Origin of the sequence: Pontibaca methylaminivorans (assembly GCF_900156525.1) — a bacterium.
In the GTDB taxonomy this organism is placed as follows: domain Bacteria; phylum Pseudomonadota; class Alphaproteobacteria; order Rhodobacterales; family Rhodobacteraceae; genus Pontibaca; species Pontibaca methylaminivorans.
This window is the reverse complement of the sequence record NZ_FTPS01000003.1, coordinates 36,486-54,930: the sequence shown is the minus strand read 5'-3', so window position 1 is coordinate 54,930 and position 18,445 is coordinate 36,486. Positions and strand designations below refer to the sequence as shown.

Genomic DNA, 18,445 nt, shown 5'->3' with positions numbered 1-18,445 from the left:
AACCGTTCGAAAATTGCGATCGAACGGAACAGGATAATCCGTTGGATTGATAAGCCTCATGCGCCTAGCTGCACCTCGTGACAGCAAGAGGAGCAGCCGGATGAGCGATGCAACGACAGAACCGGGACACGACCGGGGGTTTTTCACCCGTGGGCCGGGCCGCATCCTGCCCGGGCTCGGGCTTGCGGGGGGAATCGCGGGGCTGGCGTTCGGCCTGCAGCGGATTCCGGGCGTCAATGCGCTCAGCCCGCTGATCCTTGCGACCCTGCTCGGCATGGTCTTTCGCAACCTTGTCGGCACGCCCCGCGCAGCGCGCCCCGGCATCGCCTTCGGCCTGCGGCACGTGCTGCGGGCGGGGATCGTGCTCATGGGGCTGCAACTGACCGCGCAGCAGGTGATCGCGGTCGGCGCCTCCGGCGTGGCGATGATCGGGCTCACGCTCCTGGCCACCTTCGCCTTCACCAGCTGGTGCGGGCGGATGCTCGGGGTCGAGCGGGGGCTGGCGCAACTGATCGCGGCGGGGAGCGCGATCTGCGGTGCGTCTGCCGTGGTCGCCACCAACACGGTGACCCGCGCCAGCGACGAAAGCGCCGCCTATGCCGTCGCCTGCGTCACCGTGTTCGGGTCGCTGTCCATGGTCCTGATGCCCGTTGCGGGCGGGTTCCTCGATATGGGTCCGCGGGCGTTCGGGCTCTGGACCGGCGCGTCGATCCACGAGGTCGCGCAGGTCGCCGCCGCCGCCTATGCACGCGGGCAGGACGCCGGCGAATTCGGCACCATCGCCAAGCTCACCCGCGTCATGATGCTGGCGCCGATGGTGCTGATGCTGGGCGCCGCCGCCACCCGCCGGATGCGCCAGACGGGCGGCCCGAAAGGGCGCGCCGCCGCGCCGGTGCCGTGGTTCGTTTTCGGGTTCATCGCCATGGCCGCGCTTGCCAGCACCGGCCGGATCCCCGAGGCGGTCATGCCCTTGACCACGGCCGCGACGCAGTTCCTGCTTGCCCTCGCGCTGGCGGCCATGGGGCTCGAGACCGACCTGCGCCGCCTTGCGGCGCAAGGCATCCGCCCCGCGCTGCTTGGCGCAGGCGCCTGGATTTTCATTTCCATTTTCAGCCTCTGTCTGGTTGTCATGCTGACATGACCTTCGATCAGCTTCGCATCTTTGTCGCCGTCGCCGAGCGCCAGCACGTCACGCAGGCAGCGGCCTTTCTCAATCTGACCCAGAGCGCGGTCAGCGCCGCCATTGCCGCGCTCGAGGAACGCCACGCGGTGCGCCTGTTCGACCGGATCGGGCGGCGGATCGTTCTGACCGACGCGGGGCAACAGTTCCTGGAAGAGGCGCGCGCGCTGCTGGGGCGGGCCGAGCAGAGCGAGCGGCTGCTGGCCGATCTGGCCGGGCTGCGGCGCGGCCGGCTGCGGCTCGCGGCAAGCCAGACGGTCGCGAATTACTGGCTGCCGCCGCTCATGCACCGGTTCCACGCCGCCCATCCCGGTTTCAGGCTCGAGCTTGCGATCGGCAATACCGCCGAAGTCGCCCGCCTGGTGCAGGCCGCAGGCGCCGACCTCGGCTTTGTCGAGGGGGCGATCGACGACCCCGCCCTGTCGATCCGCCCGTTTGCGGGGGATGACCTCATGCTGGTCGTCGCGCCCGCTCACCCCTGGGCCGGCGGCGCGCCCCTGGACGCGCGGGATCTGCTCAAGAGCCCCTGGGTGCTGCGCGAGCCGGGGTCGGGAACGCGCACGGTATTCGAGGCGGTTCTTGCCCGGCACGGGCTCGCACCCGATAAGGTCGAGATCGCGCTTGAACTGCCGTCGAATGAATCCGTGCGCGCAGCGGTCGAATCCGGGGCCGGCGCGACGGTGCTCTCGGCGCTGGTGGTCGGCCCGGCGGTCGCTGCCGGGCGGCTCGCGGCGGTGGATTTCGCCCTGCCCGGCCGGCGATTTCGCGTTCTGCATCACAAGGACCGCCAGCTTTCGCTGGCCGAGCGGCGGTTTCTGGACCTGACGCAGGAACCCGGCGGCCTCCTGCCGGAGAACGAGTGATCCGGCGGCGGCGAGGGTTAAGGCTGGCTTAAGATCTCCGGTCCATGGCGCGGGCTGAACGCAAGCGGCCCTGGAGCGAGAGGAGACCCGATGACGAAACGCACCCTGTTCGACCGGCGCAGACGGGATCTGATCCGCCTCGGGCTCGGCGCCGGGGCGGCGGCGGGAGCGGCCGTGCTCGGGCATCCCGCGCTCGCGCAGGCGCTCGCGGACAACCCCATGCCGCAAGAGCTGCGCAAGGCGCTGGAGCGGTCGCCCTTCACGCCGGTTCTGGGCAATCCCGAGGGAGACATCACCCTCAGCGAATTCTTCGACTACAACTGTCCGTTCTGCCGCGACATGGCCGCCGACATACAGACGCTGCTGGCCGAGGACGGAAAGCTGCGGCTCGTGCTGCGCGAATGGCCGATCTTTGGCGAAGGGTCGATTGCGGCGACGCGGGTGTCGCTCGCAGTGCTGAAACAGCAGAAATACGGCGAATTCCACACTGCTCTTATGGGCATCGGCGGCACGGCCGACGAAGCGGCCGCCCTGAGGGTCGCCCGCGATCTCGGGCTCGATACCGACCGGCTGCGGGCGGATATGGAGTCGCCCGAGGTGCAGGAACATATCGGCCTTTCCGGGGCGTTGGCCGATCACATGGGCCTGATGGGCACGCCGAGCTTCATCGCCGGGAACGAGATGCTGTTCGGTGCCCAGTCAAAGGCCGAGATGCGCGGCCTGATCGCGCGCGGCCGCGCAGCACTCGGCTAGGGGCGCCTGCCCGCGCGTCGGGTCCGCCGCGCCGGTTTCAATTGCAGCGGCGCCGCGTGCCTGTGCGCCCGGTCATTCGCCCGCGACCCGCAGCACGATCTTGCCGATGTGGTCGCCCGCCTCCATCCGCGCATGGGCCTGCGCCGCCTCGTCCAGCGCGAATTCGCTGTCCATGACCGGCGCGACCTCGCCCCGGTCCAGCAGCGGCCAGACCTTTTCGGCAAGGTTCGCGGCAATGGCCGCCTTGGCCGCGTCGCTCTGCGGGCGCAGGGTGCTGCCGGTGATGGTCAGGCGCTTCAGCATCACGGCGGCAAAGTTCAGTTCGGCCCTGGTGCCGCGCAGGAAGGCGATCTGCACGAGCCGGCCCTCGGTCGCTAGGGCGCGGACATTGCGAGGAATGTAATCGCCCCCCACCATGTCGAGGATCACATCCGCCCCGCCCGCCTCGCGCAGGATCTGCATGAAATCCTCGTCGCGGTAATTGATCGCCCGCGCGCCGAGTTCGGTGCAGACGGCGCATTTCGCATCCGAACCCGCGGTGGCGAAAACCTCGGCCCCGAAGGCGCGCGCAAGCTGGATCGCGGTGGTGCCGATGCCGCTCGTGCCGCCATGGACAAGGAACCGCTCGCCCGCCGCCAGACGCCCGCGATCGAACACGTTGGACCAGACCGTGAAAAAGGTTTCCGGCAGGCAGGCCGCGCGTTTCAGATCCATGCCCTGAGGGATCCGCAGGCAATGCGCCGCCGGGGTTGCCACATATTCGGCATAGCCCCCGCCGGGGAGCAGCGCGCAGACCCGGTCGCCGACGGACCAGGATTCGACGCCTTCGCCAAGCGCCACGATCTCGCCCGACGCCTCGAGCCCCGGCAGGTCGCTCGCCTCGGGCGGCGGTGCATAGGCGCCCGCGCGCTGCAGCGCATCGGGGCGGTTCACCCCGGCGAAAGCCACCCGGATCACCACCTCGCCCGGGGCGGGCGCAGGCACCGGACGTTCGGCCGGTTTCAGCACTTCGGGGCCGCCCGGTTCGCTGATCTCGATGGCACGCATGGTCTGGGGCAAGGGGCTCGGCATGGTTTTCTCCTTACTCGGTCCGGTCGCGCCCCGTGCTGCCTCAGCGCGACGGTTTTGTCGAGCCCGGCAGATCATCCACCCCCTTCGGCGCGCGGACCTGCCGCCCAAGCCAGTTCGGAATCACGAGGAACGGCTTCATCAGCGGATTGGCCTGAACCTGCCCTTTCAGCCGCTCAATGCGCATGACCTCGTCGATTCGCCGGGCCAGGAAGGCCCAGGTGTCGGCATCATTGCTGCTGCCGTCTGCCAGCCAGTACAGCAGCGTAGCGGAGTAGACGCCCGAAAGGCTCATGCGCTTGGTATACCAGTTCACGTCGTCGGACGTATCGCCAAGGGCGGTCCAGACGTGATCGCAGGTGCGCCAGAGCACCCGCGTGCCGTCCGGGGCATGAAGCGGCAGCGCAAAAAGCGCCATGCTGCGGCGCAGCGCCTCCTTGTCGCCGATTGCCTCGATCCGCAGGCGCAGCGCGGTCTGCACACGGTCGCGGAACCGCATGTCCGCCAGATCCGTCACCGCGAGCCGGTCGAGCATCGCGCGGTCGCCGCGCTCGTGCCAGTAAAGCGCAAGGTCGACCGCCCCGCGCGGAAACAACGCCCGCGCCAGCGCGGGTTCGGCCCCGCTCTCGGCGATGGCGGCGCGCAGGGTGGTTTCGGTCCAGCCGTCAAAGGCCACATGCGCAAGCGCCGCATCGAGAACCCTGTCCTGCGTGGTCTTGCGTTCCTCTTCGTCCATATTCATCCGCCCGTTTCAATTCGCCCGCCGGCACCCGCCCGTCATGGCCCGGAAGTCTTCCGCCGGTCCAAGAGGAAAGATGTCGCATCAGCGGCGAAAGACAAGCACGAACCGGCGCCCACATGTTGGCGGCGCAGATGGACAAGGCGGTTTCTCTCTGTTATAGGGCACCCTCCTGCAGATTCCGCAACTCGAGACAGAAAGGTGGTGAAAACCACATGCAGGTCAGTGTTCGTGACAACAATGTCGACCAGGCGCTGCGCGCCCTGAAGAAGAAACTTCAGCGCGAAGGCGTGTTCCGCGAGATGAAGCTGCGGCAGCATTTCGAGAAACCTTCCGAAAAGAAGGCCCGGGAACAGGCCGAAGCGATTCGGCGTGCCCGCAAGCTTGCGCGCAAGAAAGCGCAGCGTGAAGGGCTGCTCTGACGGAAACGTCCGACATTTCACACGAAGAACGCCCCCGGAGCCCTGCTGCGGGGGTTTTTCATGTCTCCCGTCCCCGGCCCTTCGGCGCGGCCCCGTCCGCCACACAGCGATTCGTCAAGCCGCACAAGGCGCTCCTGTCACAAAGATCACGAAAACGTGCAGTGGACGAGAGCGCCCTCCCTGCCCCTCCGGCACGGGCCAGAGGCGGAAAAAACAGGCGCCCGCGCCGCGGAGAGCGCCACCCGCGGACGATCCTCGCCATCTGCGTCAAGAGTTACGGTTGCATCCCGGCGCGTTTTTTCACATGTTGCGCGCGCATGCCCGGAAATTATTCGGATCATACGCAGCAGCGCCCGCCAGCGATCAAAGATTATCGGTAATCTTCCGATGCCGGCCGGTTGACGAAACTCCAGTGATGAACAGGAAACACGAGAATGAAGATCGGATGTCCGAAAGAGATCAAACCCCAGGAATTCCGCGTCGGACTGACTCCGAATGCAGCCCATGAAGCCGTGGTCCACGGCCATGAGGTGATGATCGAGACCGGCGCCGGAATCGGAGCGGGTTTCGAGGACGACGCCTATGTCGAGGCGGGGGCGCGCATCGTCCCCGATGCAGAGACGGTCTATGGCGAGGCCGAGATGATCGTGAAGGTGAAGGAACCCCAGCCGGGCGAGCGCAAGCTGCTGCGGCGCGGACAGATCCTTTACACCTATCTTCATCTTGCGGCCGACCCCGAGCTGACCCGCGAACTGCTCGCCACCGGCGTCACCGCCATCGCCTACGAGACCGTGACCGGCCGCGGCGGCGGCCTGCCCCTGCTTGCCCCCATGTCCGAGGTCGCCGGGCGGCTCGCGCCCCAGACCGGCTCCTGGGCGCTGCAGAAGGCCAATGGCGGCAGCGGCGTGCTGATGGGCGGCGTGCCCGGCGTGCGCCCGGCCAATGTGCTGGTTCTTGGCGGCGGCGTCGTCGGCACCGCGGCGGCACGCGTCGCCGTGGGGATGGGCGCCAGCGTGACCGTGCTCGACCTGTCGGTGCAGCGGCTGTCCTATCTCGACGACATCTTCATGGGGCACCTGATCACGCAGTTCTCGGACAAGGCCACGCTCAACGACCTGCTGCCCAGCACCGACATGGTGATCGGCGCCGTGCTCATTCCCGGGGCAGCGACGCCCAAGCTGCTCAAGCGCGAGCATCTTTCGCTGATGCGCCCGGGCTCCGTGCTGGTCGATGTGGCGGTGGATCAGGGCGGCTGCTTCGAGACGTCGCGCCCGACCACGCATCAGGATCCGATCTACGAAGTGGATGGCATCATTCACTATTGCGTCGGCAACATGCCGGGTGCGGTCGCCCGCACCGCGACCATCGCGCTGAACAACGCGACCATGCCGCTCATGCTCAACCTTGCCGACAAGGGCTGGAAGCGGGCCTGCGCCGAGGACGAGCACCTGCTGCACGGGCTCAACATGCACGACGGCAAGCTGACCTATCACGCGGTCGGCGAGGCGCTCGGGATCGAAAGCGTCGAAGGCAGCAGCCTCATCGCCGCCTGACCACAATCAACGGCGGGGGCCGGTCAGGCGGCCGGCCCCGCCTTTTCTCCCCGGGGGACCGTCACCTCGATCTGATGCGGATAGGGAACGGTGAATCCCTTCTCGGCCAGGTTCTCCTTGGCCGCCTTCACTAGATCGAAGCGCAGGTTCCAGTAATCCGACGCCCGACACCAGAGCCGCGTGGAAATGATCACCGCATGTTCGCGCAGGTCGGTCACGGCGATCCAGGGCACAGCGGGCTGATCCATGACGCGCTCGTCACCCTCGGCAAGCCCCATGATGACCGCCATGGCCAGGTCGAGGTCGTCGCGATAGTCGATACGGAAATCCAGATCGAGCCGGCGCAGGTCGTGGTGGGAATAGTTGGTGATGATCTGCCCCCAGGCCTGGCCGTTCGGGATCACGATCTGCACATTGTCCACGGTCTTCAGCTCGGTGAAGAACAGGTTGAGGTCGACCACCGTCCCCGCCGTGCCGCCGATATCCACATACTGGCCAAGCTTGAAGGGGCGGAACAGGATCAGCATGAATCCGGCGGCGAAATCGCTCAGCGTTCCCTGCAGCGCCAGCCCGATCGCGAGCGTCGCCGCGCCGAGCATGGCCACGACGCTCGTCGCCTCGATCCCGAACAGGTTCAGCACCGCGATCGCCACCAGCACCAACAGCAGCCAGCGCACGAGATTGGCCGCAAAGGCGCCCAGCGTCTGGTCAAGGCGCGGATGCGCCTCCACCCGGCGGCGCACAAGGCGCGAAACCCAGCCGGCGGCCACCCAGCCGACGACCAGGACGATGATCGCCTTGCCCACATTCATCAGGAACAGCAGCCAGAAACCGGTCTGCACTCCCAGATCTTCCATCTCGCTCTCCTTTCATTGCAAAGGGCCGCGCAGGCGCCGGATGCCCGGCATGCGCGGCCCCTCGCCCGGTCCTGCCGTCAGACCTTGAGCCGGTCGCGAATCTCGATCAGCACGTCCAGCTCGCTCGGCCCGGCCGGCTCTTCGGGGGCCGGCTCCGGCTCCGTCACCGCGGCCGCCTTGACCCGGTTCACCATCTTGACCAGCAGGAAGACCACCCAGGCGACGATCAGGAAATTCAGCACCGCCATCAGGAATGAACCGTAGGCGAACACCGCCGCGCCTGCCTCGCGCGCCGCCTCCAGCGAGGCGAAATTCCCCTCGCCGCTCAGCACCACGAACTGGTTGGAAAAGTCGATGCCGCCCGTGAACAGCCCGATAATCGGGTTGATCAGATCATCGACCAGCGAGCTAACGATAGCGGTAAACGCGGCGCCGATGATGATACCGACCGCCATGTCCATGACATTGCCCTTGGCAATGAATTCACGAAATTCCTTGAGCATTTCCGACTCCTCTGTCCCCGGCCCCGTGGCCGCCTGCGACAATTAATCACACGGACCGCGAAATGTGCAGCATTCATGCGCGATGGTGACGGATTTCCGCCCGATGTTGCCGCGGATCTATGCCGGCAGCGCGCCCGTCAGGACATAGCGCAGGATCGCGACCACCTGCGCGGGGTGCTGCGCCACCGCCAGCGCGGCCGCATCCACCTCCTTGAGCGCATGCTGGTGTTCGGGCCCGTGCAGCACCACGAGCGCCTTGCCGAGCGCCGCTGCGTAACCCGCGTCGAACGCCGCGTTCCACTGCTTGTATTTCTCGTCGAAGCGCACCACCACCACATCGGCCTGCTCGATCCCGGTACGGGTGCGGATCGCGTTCAGCCGCGCGCCCTTGTTGTCATGCCAGAACTTGTCAGGCTCCGCCCCGAGGATCGCCACCCCGCAGTCGTCGCTGGCATCGTGATCGGTCACCGGGGCCGAAAAGCGGATATCGAGGTCGCGCGCGCCCTCGATGATCTGCTCGCGCCAGTCGGTGTGAATTTCGCCGGACAGGTAAACGTTCAAGGTCATGCCGCTCTCCATCAATGTTGCGGGCGGAGCGCGCGCCCCGCCGCCTATGCCTTCTTCTGGCCAGAAATATCCTCGCCGAAGGCGAAATCCAGCCTCAGCCGCGCAGCACCGCACCGGTTGCCCTGGTGACCTGCTCGATGATGCGCCCGCTCAGACGCTCGATCTCGGCCTCGGTGAGGGTGGTCTCGCGCGGCTGCAGCCGCACGCTCAGCGCCAGCGATTTCCGGCCTTCGCCCAGGCTGCCGCCGACGAACTGGTCAAAGACGCGCACCCGCTCGATCAGCGCGCGGTCGGCGCTCGCCGCCGCTGCCACCAGGGCGGCCGCATCCGTATCCGCATCGACCACAAAGGCAAAGTCGCGCTCGACCGCCTGCAGATCGGACAGGGCCAGCGCCGGGCGCGTGGCGCTGCCGCGGCGCGCGCCGGGCACCGCGTCGGGCCAGAGGACGAAACCGACTGCCGGCCCCTTCACATCCATGGCCGCAAGGATCCGCGGATGCAATTCGCCGAACACGCCGAGCACCAGTTTCGGGCCGAGCCCGATCACCCCGTGCCGCCCCGGATGCCACCATTCGGGGCCGCCCCTGCGGATCTGCGCGCTGGCCGGGGCCTGCATCGCCGCAAGCAGCGCCTCGGCATCCGCCCTGGCATCGAAAACATCGACCGCGCGCGATTCCCCGTGCACGTCCTTGGTCTGCGTGCGTCCGACCAGGAGCCCCGCGACCTGTTCGGCCTGTTCGCCCGGTTCACCGCCCGAAAACACCGGCCCGACCTCGAACAGGGCCAGATCCGAAAATCCCCGCGCCTGGTTGCGCGCGGCCGCCTGCAACAGCCCCGGCAGCAGCGAGGGCCGCATATGGCTCATTTCCGAAGAAATCGGGTTTTCCAGCATGGTCGCATCCGCGCCGCCGCCGAACAGCCCGGCGCTCGCGCGGTCGATGAAGGAATAGCTCACGCATTCGTTGTAACCGAGCGCGGCGCAGGTGCGGCGCGCGGCCTCGCGCCGGCGCTGCTGCGTCGTCATCACGGGGCGCGCGACGCCGCTCGGGCGCGGCAGGGGCTGCCCCTCGAGCCGCCCGAGCGAGGCGATGCGCGCGACCTCCTCGACCAGATCGGCCTCGCCATGCACATCGGGGCGCCAGCTTGGCACATGGGCCGTGCCGCCCTCGAGCCGGAACCCGAGCCGCTCGAGAATCGCGCGCTGTTCGTCCGCGCCGATCTCCATGCCGACGATCCGGCGCAGTTGCGCCGGATCAAAGCGATAGGCGCGGCCATGATCGGGCTCGGCCCCGGCGACGACCACTTCGGATGCCTCGCCGCCGCAGAGATCGAGGATCATCCGCGTCGCATCCTCGAGCCCGGCAAGCGTAGAGGCCGGGTCGATGCCCCGCTCGAAGCGATAGCGCGCATCCGACGTGATCCGCAGCGCCCGCCCGGCAAGGGCGATCTGCACGTGATCCCAGAATGCGCTTTCCAGAAAGACCGAGGTGGTGCCTTCGGTCACGCCGCTCGCTTCGCCGCCCATGATGCCGGCGATGCTCTGCGGGCCGTTGTCGTCGGCGATCACCATCATTCCCGGCGCAAGGATATGTTCGCGCTCGTCAAGGGTGCGGATCACCTCGCCACCCTTGGCGCGATGGATGCGCAAATTTCCGGCAAGCTCATTCATATCAAATACATGAAGCGGCCTGTTCACATCGAAGGTGAAGAAATTCGTGATGTCCACCAGGGCCGATATGGGGCGCAGCCCGATGGCGCGCAGCCGCTCCTGCAGCCACGCGGGGCTCGGCCCGTTGGTCAGGCCCCGGATCACGCGCCCGGCAAAGACCGGGCAGCCGTCCATCGTATCCGGGTCGATGCCGACACCGACCGGCGAGGCAAAGGCGCCGGGCACCGGCCGGCTCCCGCGCGGTTTCATCCGCCCGAGCCCGCGCGCCGCGAGGTCACGGGCAATGCCCCGCACGCCAAGCGCATCGGGGCGGTTCGGGGTAATGGCGATTTCTATCACCGGATCGACCCGGGCCGGATCATGCTCCGCCAGCCAGTCGCTGAAGCTCTGCCCGACCTCGCCCATGGGCAGTTCGATGATGCCGGCATGTTCGTCCGAAAGCTCCATCTCGCGCTCGGAAGCCATCATGCCATGGCTTTCCACACCGCGGATCTTGCCCATCTGGATCGTCGTGTCGATGCCCGGCACATAGGTGCCGGGTTGCGCGACCACCACGGTGATGCCTTCGCGGGCGTTGGGGGCACCGCAGACGATCTGTTTTTCGCCCTCGCCGGTCATGACCCGGCAGACCTTCAGCCGATCGGCATCGGGGTGCTTTTCCGCCGCCAGCACCCGGCCGAGGGTAAAGTCACGCAGCCGAGCCGCCGGATCGGTCACGCCTTCGACCTCGAGCCCGATATCCGTCAGCGCCCCGGTGATCTCGTCGAGCGTCGCCGTGGTGTCCAGGTGATCTTTCAGCCAGGAGAGGGTGAATTTCATCTCTGCATCCTCATGGATTTTGCGGTGGATTACCGCAGGGCGCGGCAGAATGATAGGGTCGGCAGCCAGGTCGATCACGGCCGGAAACCGCCTGACACCGGCAAGGTCGGAAACGGTCGCGCATTAACGGCATGTAAACCATTGCCGGGCTAGCGTGCGGCAATTCAGCCTTGCGGGAACTTCATCATGAGTCTGACCACCGAACAGCAGATGCTCGTCGAGCAGCGGGTTACGAATGACGCGAAATCGCCGGTCGTTGCATATCTGCTGCTGATCTTTCTGGGCGGATTCGGGGCGCATCGGTTCTATCTCGGCAAGACGGGCACGGCGATCACGATGCTGATCCTCTTTGTTCTCGGCTGGCTCACCCTTGTCATCGTCATTGGAATTGGGTTGCTGATCGCGGTGGGAATCTGGTGGATCGTGGACATCTTCCTGCTTCCCGGACTGCTTCAGGCAGACAAGGACGCGATACGCCAGCGCCATTCAACCGACATGCTTCACGCGCCGGTCAAAACCTGACAGGCGGTCGCGCTACAGGCTGAAAGCGATGGTGAAAGGCAGCCGCCCCACTCACCGGCCCAAGCCCCCGCGCAGGGTCGGCACGTCAAGCGCGGAGAACCCGTAATGCCGCAGCCAGCGCAGATCGGAATCGAAGAACGCGCGCAGGTCGGGGATGCCGTATTTCAGCATGGCGATGCGGTCGATTCCCATGCCGAAGGCAAAGCCCTGCCATTCGTCGGGGTCGATGCCGCCGGCGCGCAGCACCTTGGGGTGCACCATGCCCGAGCCGAGCACCTCGAGCCAGTCGTCACCCTCTCCGATGCGCAACTGCCCGTCGACCCATGAACACTGGATGTCCACCTCGGCCGAAGGTTCGGTAAAGGGGAAATGCGAGGCGCGGAAACGGATGCGGATGCCGTCGAGTTCGAAGAACGCGGCAAAGAATTCCTCGAGCACCCATTTCAGGTTGGCCATGGTGATGTCGCGGTCGATGGCCAGCCCCTCGACCTGGTGGAACATCGGCGTATGGGTCTGATCGTAATCGGCACGATAGACGCCGCCGGGGCAGATGATGCGCGTCGGCGCGCCACTCGCCTCCATCGAGCGGATCTGCACCGGGCTCGTATGGGTGCGCAGCACGTTGGGCGGGCGCGGATCCTCCGCGTCGCGGTGCATGTAGAACGTGTCCATCTCGGCCCGGGCGGGATGGTGGGCCGGGATGTTGAGCGCATCGAAATTATACCAGTCGGTGTCGATGCGCGGCCCCTCGGCGACGGAAAACCCCATATCGGCAAAGATCGCGGTCACTTCTTCGGTGACCCGGCTCACGGGATGGATGGTGCCGGCCGGGCGCCGGCGCGCGGGCAGCGTGACATCAAGCCATTCGGCCCGCAGGCGTTCCTCGAGCGCGGCATCAGCCAGCGCGGCCTTGCGGGCGGCAAGCGCGCTCGTGATCTCGTCCTTGAGCGCGTTCAGCGCCGGCCCCGCGCTCTTGCGCTCTTCCGGGGTCATTTTTCCGAGTTCGCGCATCCGCAGCGAAATCTCGCCCTTCTTGCCGATGGCGGCAAGGCGGATGTCCTCGAGCGCGGCCTCGTCCCCGGCTCCGGCTATCCGCTCCAGATATTTCGCCTTGAGATCATCCATCACGTTTTCCTGCGCTGTCGTTCCGGGTCTGGTTGCTAATGACTGCGCCAACCGATGGCAAGGCTCGCCCCCGGCCGGCCGCGTCAAGGCAAAGGGGCCGTCCGGTTTTCGGACAGCCCCTTGCGTTTTCGGATATGTCCGGCTGGTCCTGCGGTTCAGGCGGCGAGCGCGTCCTGCGCCTGCTTGACGATCGCACCGAAGGCTTCGGGCTCGTGCACGGCGAGATCGGCCAGAACCTTGCGGTCCACCTCGATCCCGGCGCGCGACAGGCCGTTGATGAAGCGCGAATAGGTCAGCGTTTCGTCATGGGCGCGCACGGCCGCGTTGATCCGCTGGATCCAGAGCGCGCGGAAATTCCGCTTGCGGTTCTTGCGGTCGCGGGTTGCATACTGGTTGGCCTTGTCCACCGCCTGCGTCGCGGTGCGGAAGGTGTTCTTGCGCCGGCTGAAATAGCCCTTGGCGGCCTTGATGACCTTCTTGTGACGGGCGTGGGTGACGGTTCCGCTCTTGATACGTGCCATGGCTCAGATCTCCTGTCAGCGGCCGTAGGGCATGAAGCCCTTGACGATTTTCGCATCCGGCTCCGACAGAGTGGTGGTGCCGCGCGCGTCACGGATGAACTTGGTGCTGCGCTTGATCATGCCGTGGCGCTTGCCGGCCTGCCCGGCCAGAACCTTGCCGGTCGCGGTGATCTTGAAGCGCTTCTTGGCGCTTGACTTGGTCTTCATCTTGGGCATTTCCGAGCTCCTTCGGTGTTCGGGATCGGTCAGGGTGCGACTCGGCATGCCACATCGGCCGGACGCACCATTCGGAAGCCGCCCTCTAGCCGGATCGCGGCTGTTTGACAAGGGCTCACGGCAGGCGGACTGGCATCAGGATTGCACGCCGGAGGCGCCACCCGGCCAGATCAGCCGTTCGTCACAGGGGGCGATGCGCAGGATGTTGGTGCTTCCGGGAACGTTGAAGGGCACGCCCGCGGTCACCACGATCTGATCGGATTCGGCCGCGAACCCTTCGCTGCGCGCCGCGCGCACGGCATTCACCACCGCCTGCTTGAAGCGGTCGAGCTCCTCCGTGATCACGCAGTGACAGCCCCAGGTCAGGCACAGGCGCCGCGCGGTGCGCTGCAGCGAGGTCAGCGCGATGATCGGCACCTTGGGGCGTTCGCGCGCGTTCAGCAGCGCCGTGGTGCCGCTCTGGGTAAAGCAGCAGATCGCCTTGATCTCGGTCTTTTCGGCGATCTCGCGCGCGGCGGCGACGATCGCATCGGCTGTGGTGCTGCCCGGGGCGCTGCGCGAGGCGGCGATCTGCTCGGCATAGGCCGGGTCGGATTCGACATGCGCGGCCACGTCGTCCATCACCCGCACCGCCTCGATCGGGTACTGACCGGCCGCCGATTCCGCGCTCAGCATCACCGCGTCGGTGCCCTCATAGATCGCCGCCGCCACGTCCGACACCTCGGCCCGCGTGGGCACGGGGCTTTCGATCATCGATTCCAGCATCTGCGTCGCCACGATCACCGGCTTTGCCGCCGCCCGGCACCGCTGCACCAGGCGCTTCTGGATCGGCGGCACGTACTGCACCGGCAGTTCCACCCCCAGATCGCCGCGCGCCACCATGATCCCGTCGGCCGCCGCAAGAATGCGCTCGAACTGCTCCACCGCCGCGGGTTTTTCGATCTTGGCCATGATCGCGGCACGATCCCCGACCAGGATGCGCGCCTCTTCCACATCCTCGGGGCGCTGCACGAAGGACAGCGCAAGCCAGTCGATGCCAAGCCCGCAGGCGAATTCGAGGTCGTCGCGGTCCTTGTCCGAAAGCGCCGCGAGCGGCAGCACCACATCGGGCACGTTCACCCCCTTGCGATCGGAGATCACCCCGCCCGTGCGCACCACGCATTCAGCAAAGTCGCGCTCTGATTCAATCACTTCCAGACGGACTTTGCCGTCATTGATGAGAAGTGTCGCCCCGTTGACCAGGGCCGCGAAAATCTCGGGGTGCGGAACGCAGACGCGGCGCGCATCCCCCGGCTCCGGGTCGAGATCGAGGCGAAAGCACGCGCCCTCTCCGAGCGTGATCTCTCCCTCGGCGAAGGTGCCGAGCCGCAGCTTCGGGCCCTGCAGATCGGCAAGGATCGCGATCGGGCTGCCGGTCTCGGCCTCGATCTCGCGGATGATGCGATGCTTGTCGCGGATCTCGTCGCGGCTCCCGTGGCTCATGTTGAGCCGGAACACATCCGCGCCGGCCTCGTGCAGGGCACGGATGGTCTCGTGCGTTTCCGAGGCCGGACCAAGTGTGGCCACGATCTTGACTTTGCGCTGACGCCGCATGAACAGGCGCTCCATTCCCAATGTTACCGCAAACGGTGTTTGCGCCCTTATCGCGCAAATCCGGGGTCCCGGCAACGCCCTCCCGCCCGGGCTGGAATAGCGGCGCGCGGGGCATTAGATTCGGCAGGACACCCGCCGGACGACCGGCCGGACCCATGACGTCAGGAAAGAGAGATGGACCGCCAGACCGAAATCGAACTCGAAGCCGCCGCCTTCCGCCGCCTGCGCAAGCATCTGATGGAAGAGCGCCCCGAGGTGCAGAACATCGACCTCATGAACCTTTCGGGTTTTTGCCGCAACTGCCTGAGCCGCTGGTACCAGGAAGCCGCCGCCGAGCGGGGTATCACCCTCGGCAAGGAAGAGGCGCGCGAAATCTTCTACGGCATGCCTTATGACGAATGGAAGGCCCGCCACCAGATCGAGGCCACGCCCGAGCAGATCGCAGCCTTTGCCGCAACTGCGCCGCGCAACGGCTGAATGCGCCTGCCCGTTCAGCCGACCCGCAAGGGCGCGCGATCAATGAGGTCCAGCAGCGCGGCGATGTCCACCGCATATCCATCGCCCCGGCGCGGCGCGACCAAGGTGCTCATGCGCCCGCCGAACGCCGGCATGTAATCGTTGAAGACCGCGTTGAAGCGATCTTGCGGATTGATCACGATGAAATGCGCATGATCGGCTGCTGAAAGCAGGGCGTGACTTATGTGACTGCCCTCGATGGAGACGATGGTGTCCGCGCCGCTGGTCGCCTCCAGAATCCGGTCGAGCGTGTCGGTCGAGCTGCAGCTGTCGAACCCCCGCTCCGTCAGCCGGTGGGCAAGCTCCTCCTCGTTCGCAAGTTGCCGGGCCCCCGCCGCGCCGCGCCGGATCAGCACGCCTTTTGCCGCGGCGGGATGGAACCGGCGCCGGATGCGGCTGCGGATCGTGCGCTGCCGCTCCCGGCGATTTTCATTCTGCCCGATGTCGAGACAAAAGCTCATGCGCTGGAAGAACACCGTCCGATCCCTGATCGCATCAATTTCCAGAAGTTCCAGATAACGGGCCGGATGGGGCCAGCCCGGATCGAAGGGAAGATACAGGGCCTCGTCCGGCCGGCACAGCAGCGTGGCGGGCAGCGCATCATTCACCCAATGCCCGAAATAGGGCATCGCGATGCTGGGCAAGGCGTAGAAGCCGCGCGGAAAGGTCGGAATTTCACCAAGGAGCACCGCCCGCAAATCCACCCTGCCCGATCGGTTCAGCGATGCGCCCGGCATGAAGAACCCGTTCGGAGTGGCCAGCACGTTCCGGAACGAAAGTCTCAGCGTCGCCTCATGCCGGACCGGACCGCCAGACACACGCCCTTGTTCGTATTCGCGCGTTGTCCCGGGCGCAAAGCCGCTGACCTTGTTCCAATCCCCGTCCGCAATGAAGACCGGTGACGACATGCCGTCTTCCGCGGCACATATTTCCTCGACATCAACCGCGGCCTCCTCCAGCGACCGCTGCCTGCCGGCACGGGCAAGAACCTTGTTGATGACCGGATAACCCCGCGAGAGAAAACGACGCATCATCCCTGCTCCCACGCCCCCAAAAACCACAATCGGCAGGACCGGATCAGATCAGATCGCCCCTGCGCGCGCCTCTTCCAGGCAGATGTCCCGCAGCCGCGCGGCGACGGGCCCGGGCCGCCCGTCGCCCAGCACGACCCCGTCCACCGCAACGACCGGTATGACGAAGGCGCTGGCCGAGGTCAGGAAGGCCTCCTGCGCGGCCTTCGCCTCGGCCAGGGTGAAGGCGCGCTCCTCCACCGCCATGCCGGCCTCGGCCGCGCAGCGCAGCACCGACCTGCGGGTGATGCCATGCAGGATCTCGCAGGACAGCGGACGGGTGATGATGCGCCCGTTGCTCACGATATAGACGTTGTTGCTGGTCCCTTCGGTCACGAACCCGTCCTCGACCAGCCAGGCGTCATCCGCTCCCGCGCGCCGCGCCGCCATCTTCGCCATGCTCGGATACAGCAACTGCACCGTCTTGATGTCGCGCCGCTTCCAGCGCAGATCGTCAAGACTGATCACCCGGATCCCGCGCCGCGCCACCGGGTCATCGGCAAGGCCGGGTTTCGCCTGCGTGAACAGCACCACGGTCGGCGCCAGCCCCGGATCGGGATAGGCGAAATCCCGGTCCCCCGGCGCGCCCCGCGTGACCTGAAGATAGACGAGCCCCTCGTCGATCCCGTTGCGCCGGACCAGTTCGCGATGGATCGCAAGCAGCTCGTCCCGCCCGGGCGGCGGCGCCATGTCGAGTTCCCGCGCCGAACGCGCAAGCCGCGTCATATGGGCATCGAAATCGACCAGCCGGCCATCAAGGACGCTCGTCACCTCATAGATCGCATCCGCCATCAGAAAGCCACGGTCGAATATCGACACGCTTGCCTCGGATTCGGGCAGATAGGCTCCGTTCACATAGACCGTCCGCTGCATCTTTACCCCCAGAGCGCACGAACAGGCGGATGCACGCCCCGCGCGTCATATGTCAAGCCGTCTGCGCGATCCTGCGCCAGCAGAAGCGGCCCGTCCAGATCGACCACATCCGCCCCCTGCGCGACCAGCACCGCCGGGGCCATGGCCAGCGATGTCGCGACCATGCAGCCGACCATCACGCCGAAACCGGCCGCCCGCGCCGCATCGCGCAGGGCCAGCGCCTCGGTCAGCCCGCCGGCCTTGTCGAGCTTGATGTTCACCATGTCGTATTTCCCGGCCAGGGCGGCGAGGCTCGCCCGGTCATGGCAGCTTTCATCGGCGCAGACGGGAACCGGGCGCGCGATCTCTGCCAGCATCGCGTCATCCCCCGCCGGCAGCGGCTGCTCCACCACGGACACCCCGAGCCGTTCGAGATGGGGCGAAAGATCGGCATAGACCTCCGCGCTCCAGCCCTCGTTCGCATCGACGACCAACCGCGCCGCCGGTGCCCCTTCCCGCACCGCCTCGAGCCGCGCCATGTCCTCGGGCGCGCCGACCTTGACCTTGAGCAGCGGCCGGTGCGCATGGCGCGCGGCCTGCGCCCGCATCATTTCCGGCGCATCGAGCGACAGCGTATAGGCCGTGACCACCGGGCGCGGCGGCGGCAGCCCGGCCAGTTCCCAGACCCGCCGGCGGCTGCGCTTCGCCTCGAGATCCCAGAGCGCACAGTCCAGCGCATTGCGCGCGGCCCCCGGCGGCAGAAGCTCCGCGAGACCGGCCCGTCCGAAACGCTCCGGCAGGGCCGAAATCTGCGCCGCGACCGACCCGGGGCTTTCCCCGTAGCGGGCATAGGGCACGCATTCGCCCCGCCCCTCCAGCCCGGCCTGGGCGACCCGCGCGACCAGCACCTCGCTCGTCATGCGCGCCCCGCGCGAAATGGCGAATGCCTGCGCCAGCGGAAATTCCTCGCACCCGACCTCGATCCTCACCACCCGCTCCTTCTTCTGGCCGGAAATATCCTCGCCGAAGGCTCCCGC

At 66.9% G+C, this 18,445-nt stretch carries 20 protein-coding genes; 7 read left to right on the top strand and 13 right to left on the bottom strand.

Annotation, left to right across the window (positions count from 1 at the left end; translation table 11 throughout):
- Positions 1-100 precede the first annotated feature (100 nt).
- The 3 genes from B0B01_RS12430 (at position 101) to B0B01_RS12420 (ending at position 2,796) form a co-directional block, all read left to right on the top strand.
- Positions 101-1,141 (top strand): YeiH family protein, encoded by a 1,041-nt coding sequence (locus B0B01_RS12430; RefSeq protein ID WP_083946366.1) that lies wholly within the window; start codon positions 101-103, stop codon positions 1,139-1,141.
- Entirely contained in the window at positions 1,138-2,043 is a 906-nt protein-coding gene (locus B0B01_RS12425; protein WP_076650386.1) for a LysR family transcriptional regulator, read from the top strand. Before B0B01_RS12430 ends, B0B01_RS12425 begins: the two co-directional genes overlap by 4 nt.
- A gap of 90 nt (positions 2,044-2,133) precedes the next feature.
- Positions 2,134-2,796, top strand: coding sequence for a DsbA family protein (locus B0B01_RS12420; protein WP_076650385.1), 663 nt, complete (start codon positions 2,134-2,136; stop codon positions 2,794-2,796).
- Positions 2,797-2,868: 72 nt separating this feature from the next.
- Here B0B01_RS12420 and B0B01_RS12415 read toward each other — a convergent pair whose 3' ends face one another.
- Both B0B01_RS12415 and B0B01_RS12410 read right to left on the bottom strand, forming a co-directional pair.
- Positions 2,869-3,855: an NAD(P)H-quinone oxidoreductase gene (locus B0B01_RS12415; protein WP_076650417.1), complete on the bottom strand. Its 987-nt coding sequence runs from the start codon at positions 3,853-3,855 to the stop codon at positions 2,869-2,871.
- 52 nt (positions 3,856-3,907) lie between these two features.
- On the bottom strand, positions 3,908-4,600 hold the full coding sequence (locus B0B01_RS12410; protein WP_143733111.1) for a COQ9 family protein: 693 nt from the start codon (positions 4,598-4,600) through the stop codon (positions 3,908-3,910).
- A gap of 218 nt (positions 4,601-4,818) precedes the next feature.
- Here B0B01_RS12410 and rpsU point away from each other — a divergent pair, with 218 nt between their 5' ends.
- Together rpsU and ald are read left to right on the top strand one after the other, a co-directional pair.
- On the top strand, positions 4,819-5,025 hold the full coding sequence (gene rpsU, locus B0B01_RS12405; RefSeq protein WP_076650383.1) for a 30S ribosomal protein S21: 207 nt from the start codon (positions 4,819-4,821) through the stop codon (positions 5,023-5,025).
- Between the two features lie 434 nt (positions 5,026-5,459).
- A complete protein-coding gene (gene ald / locus B0B01_RS12400) occupies positions 5,460-6,578 on the top strand; it encodes an alanine dehydrogenase (protein ID WP_076650382.1) in 1,119 nt (372 codons plus the stop codon).
- 23 nt (positions 6,579-6,601) lie between these two features.
- Here the strand turns inward: ald and B0B01_RS12395 are convergent, their stop codons facing one another.
- The 4 genes from B0B01_RS12395 to pheT all read right to left on the bottom strand — a co-directional run bounded on the left by B0B01_RS12395 (position 6,602) and on the right by pheT (position 10,993).
- A complete protein-coding gene (locus tag B0B01_RS12395; protein WP_076650381.1) occupies positions 6,602-7,435 on the bottom strand; it encodes a mechanosensitive ion channel family protein in 834 nt (277 codons plus the stop codon).
- A gap of 77 nt (positions 7,436-7,512) precedes the next feature.
- Positions 7,513-7,938: a large conductance mechanosensitive channel protein MscL gene (mscL, locus tag B0B01_RS12390; RefSeq protein ID WP_076650380.1), complete on the bottom strand. Its 426-nt coding sequence runs from the start codon at positions 7,936-7,938 to the stop codon at positions 7,513-7,515.
- A 117-nt stretch (positions 7,939-8,055) separates the two neighbouring features.
- A complete protein-coding gene (locus B0B01_RS12385) occupies positions 8,056-8,505 on the bottom strand; it encodes a YtoQ family protein (protein WP_076650379.1) in 450 nt (149 codons plus the stop codon).
- A gap of 94 nt (positions 8,506-8,599) precedes the next feature.
- The gene (pheT, locus tag B0B01_RS12380; protein ID WP_076650378.1) at positions 8,600-10,993 is read right to left on the bottom strand and encodes a phenylalanine--tRNA ligase subunit beta; all 2,394 of its coding nucleotides are present in this window, start codon (positions 10,991-10,993) and stop codon (positions 8,600-8,602) included.
- Positions 10,994-11,179: 186 nt separating this feature from the next.
- Between pheT and B0B01_RS12375 the strand changes: the two genes are divergently transcribed.
- Positions 11,180-11,515 carry a TM2 domain-containing protein gene (locus B0B01_RS12375; RefSeq protein ID WP_076650377.1) on the top strand — a complete coding sequence of 112 codons (336 nt, stop codon included), beginning with the start codon at positions 11,180-11,182 and terminating at the stop codon, positions 11,513-11,515.
- A 51-nt stretch (positions 11,516-11,566) separates the two neighbouring features.
- Here the strand turns inward: B0B01_RS12375 and pheS are convergent, their stop codons facing one another.
- The 4 genes from pheS to pyk all read right to left on the bottom strand — a co-directional run bounded on the left by pheS (position 11,567) and on the right by pyk (position 14,970).
- Positions 11,567-12,640, bottom strand: a complete 1,074-nt coding sequence (gene pheS, locus B0B01_RS12370; RefSeq protein ID WP_076650376.1) for a phenylalanine--tRNA ligase subunit alpha — start codon at positions 12,638-12,640, stop codon at positions 11,567-11,569.
- Positions 12,641-12,795: 155 nt separating this feature from the next.
- Entirely contained in the window at positions 12,796-13,161 is a 366-nt protein-coding gene (gene rplT / locus B0B01_RS12365) for a 50S ribosomal protein L20 (protein ID WP_076650375.1), read from the bottom strand.
- 15 nt (positions 13,162-13,176) lie between these two features.
- Positions 13,177-13,377, bottom strand: a complete 201-nt coding sequence (gene rpmI, locus B0B01_RS12360) for a 50S ribosomal protein L35 (protein WP_076650374.1) — start codon at positions 13,375-13,377, stop codon at positions 13,177-13,179.
- Positions 13,378-13,512: 135 nt separating this feature from the next.
- On the bottom strand, positions 13,513-14,970 hold the full coding sequence (gene pyk / locus B0B01_RS12355) for a pyruvate kinase (RefSeq protein WP_076650416.1): 1,458 nt from the start codon (positions 14,968-14,970) through the stop codon (positions 13,513-13,515).
- 174 nt (positions 14,971-15,144) lie between these two features.
- Between pyk and B0B01_RS12350 the strand changes: the two genes are divergently transcribed.
- On the top strand, positions 15,145-15,447 hold the full coding sequence (locus B0B01_RS12350; protein WP_076650373.1) for a DUF1244 domain-containing protein: 303 nt from the start codon (positions 15,145-15,147) through the stop codon (positions 15,445-15,447).
- 14 nt (positions 15,448-15,461) lie between these two features.
- Here the strand turns inward: B0B01_RS12350 and B0B01_RS12345 are convergent, their stop codons facing one another.
- The 3 genes from B0B01_RS12345 to dgcA are packed head-to-tail and all read right to left on the bottom strand — an operon-like array spanning position 15,462 to position 18,397.
- Positions 15,462-16,520, bottom strand: a complete 1,059-nt coding sequence (locus tag B0B01_RS12345) for a glycosyltransferase 61 family protein (protein WP_076650372.1) — start codon at positions 16,518-16,520, stop codon at positions 15,462-15,464.
- A 48-nt stretch (positions 16,521-16,568) separates the two neighbouring features.
- A complete protein-coding gene (locus tag B0B01_RS12340) occupies positions 16,569-17,429 on the bottom strand; it encodes a D-amino-acid transaminase (RefSeq protein WP_076650371.1) in 861 nt (286 codons plus the stop codon).
- 2 nt (positions 17,430-17,431) lie between these two features.
- Positions 17,432-18,397, bottom strand: coding sequence for an N-acetyl-D-Glu racemase DgcA (dgcA, locus tag B0B01_RS12335; RefSeq protein WP_076650415.1), 966 nt, complete (start codon positions 18,395-18,397; stop codon positions 17,432-17,434).
- Between the last annotated feature and the right edge of the window lie 48 nt (positions 18,398-18,445).

Excerpts from the sequence above, each read along its gene's own strand:
- B0B01_RS12430 (WP_083946366.1), top strand. The coding sequence starts at position 101 with ATGAGCGATGCAACGACAGAACCGGGACACGACCGGGGGTTTTTCACC.
- B0B01_RS12425 (WP_076650386.1), top strand. The coding sequence starts at position 1,138 with ATGACCTTCGATCAGCTTCGCATCTTTGTCGCCGTCGCCGAGCGCCAG.
- B0B01_RS12420 (WP_076650385.1), top strand. The coding sequence starts at position 2,134 with ATGACGAAACGCACCCTGTTCGACCGGCGCAGACGGGATCTGATCCGC.
- B0B01_RS12410 (WP_143733111.1), bottom strand. The coding sequence starts at position 4,600 with ATGGACGAAGAGGAACGCAAGACCACGCAGGACAGGGTTCTCGATGCG.
- rpsU (WP_076650383.1), top strand. The coding sequence starts at position 4,819 with ATGCAGGTCAGTGTTCGTGACAACAATGTCGACCAGGCGCTGCGCGCC.
- ald (WP_076650382.1), top strand. The coding sequence starts at position 5,460 with ATGAAGATCGGATGTCCGAAAGAGATCAAACCCCAGGAATTCCGCGTC.
- B0B01_RS12395 (WP_076650381.1), bottom strand. The coding sequence starts at position 7,435 with ATGGAAGATCTGGGAGTGCAGACCGGTTTCTGGCTGCTGTTCCTGATG.
- mscL (WP_076650380.1), bottom strand. The coding sequence starts at position 7,938 with ATGCTCAAGGAATTTCGTGAATTCATTGCCAAGGGCAATGTCATGGAC.
- B0B01_RS12385 (WP_076650379.1), bottom strand. The coding sequence starts at position 8,505 with ATGACCTTGAACGTTTACCTGTCCGGCGAAATTCACACCGACTGGCGC.
- pheT (WP_076650378.1), bottom strand. The coding sequence starts at position 10,993 with ATGAAATTCACCCTCTCCTGGCTGAAAGATCACCTGGACACCACGGCG.
- B0B01_RS12375 (WP_076650377.1), top strand. The coding sequence starts at position 11,180 with ATGAGTCTGACCACCGAACAGCAGATGCTCGTCGAGCAGCGGGTTACG.
- pheS (WP_076650376.1), bottom strand. The coding sequence starts at position 12,640 with ATGGATGATCTCAAGGCGAAATATCTGGAGCGGATAGCCGGAGCCGGG.
- rplT (WP_076650375.1), bottom strand. The coding sequence starts at position 13,161 with ATGGCACGTATCAAGAGCGGAACCGTCACCCACGCCCGTCACAAGAAG.
- rpmI (WP_076650374.1), bottom strand. The coding sequence starts at position 13,377 with ATGCCCAAGATGAAGACCAAGTCAAGCGCCAAGAAGCGCTTCAAGATC.
- pyk (WP_076650416.1), bottom strand. The coding sequence starts at position 14,970 with ATGCGGCGTCAGCGCAAAGTCAAGATCGTGGCCACACTTGGTCCGGCC.
- B0B01_RS12350 (WP_076650373.1), top strand. The coding sequence starts at position 15,145 with ATGGACCGCCAGACCGAAATCGAACTCGAAGCCGCCGCCTTCCGCCGC.
- B0B01_RS12345 (WP_076650372.1), bottom strand. The coding sequence starts at position 16,520 with ATGATGCGTCGTTTTCTCTCGCGGGGTTATCCGGTCATCAACAAGGTT.
- B0B01_RS12340 (WP_076650371.1), bottom strand. The coding sequence starts at position 17,429 with ATGCAGCGGACGGTCTATGTGAACGGAGCCTATCTGCCCGAATCCGAG.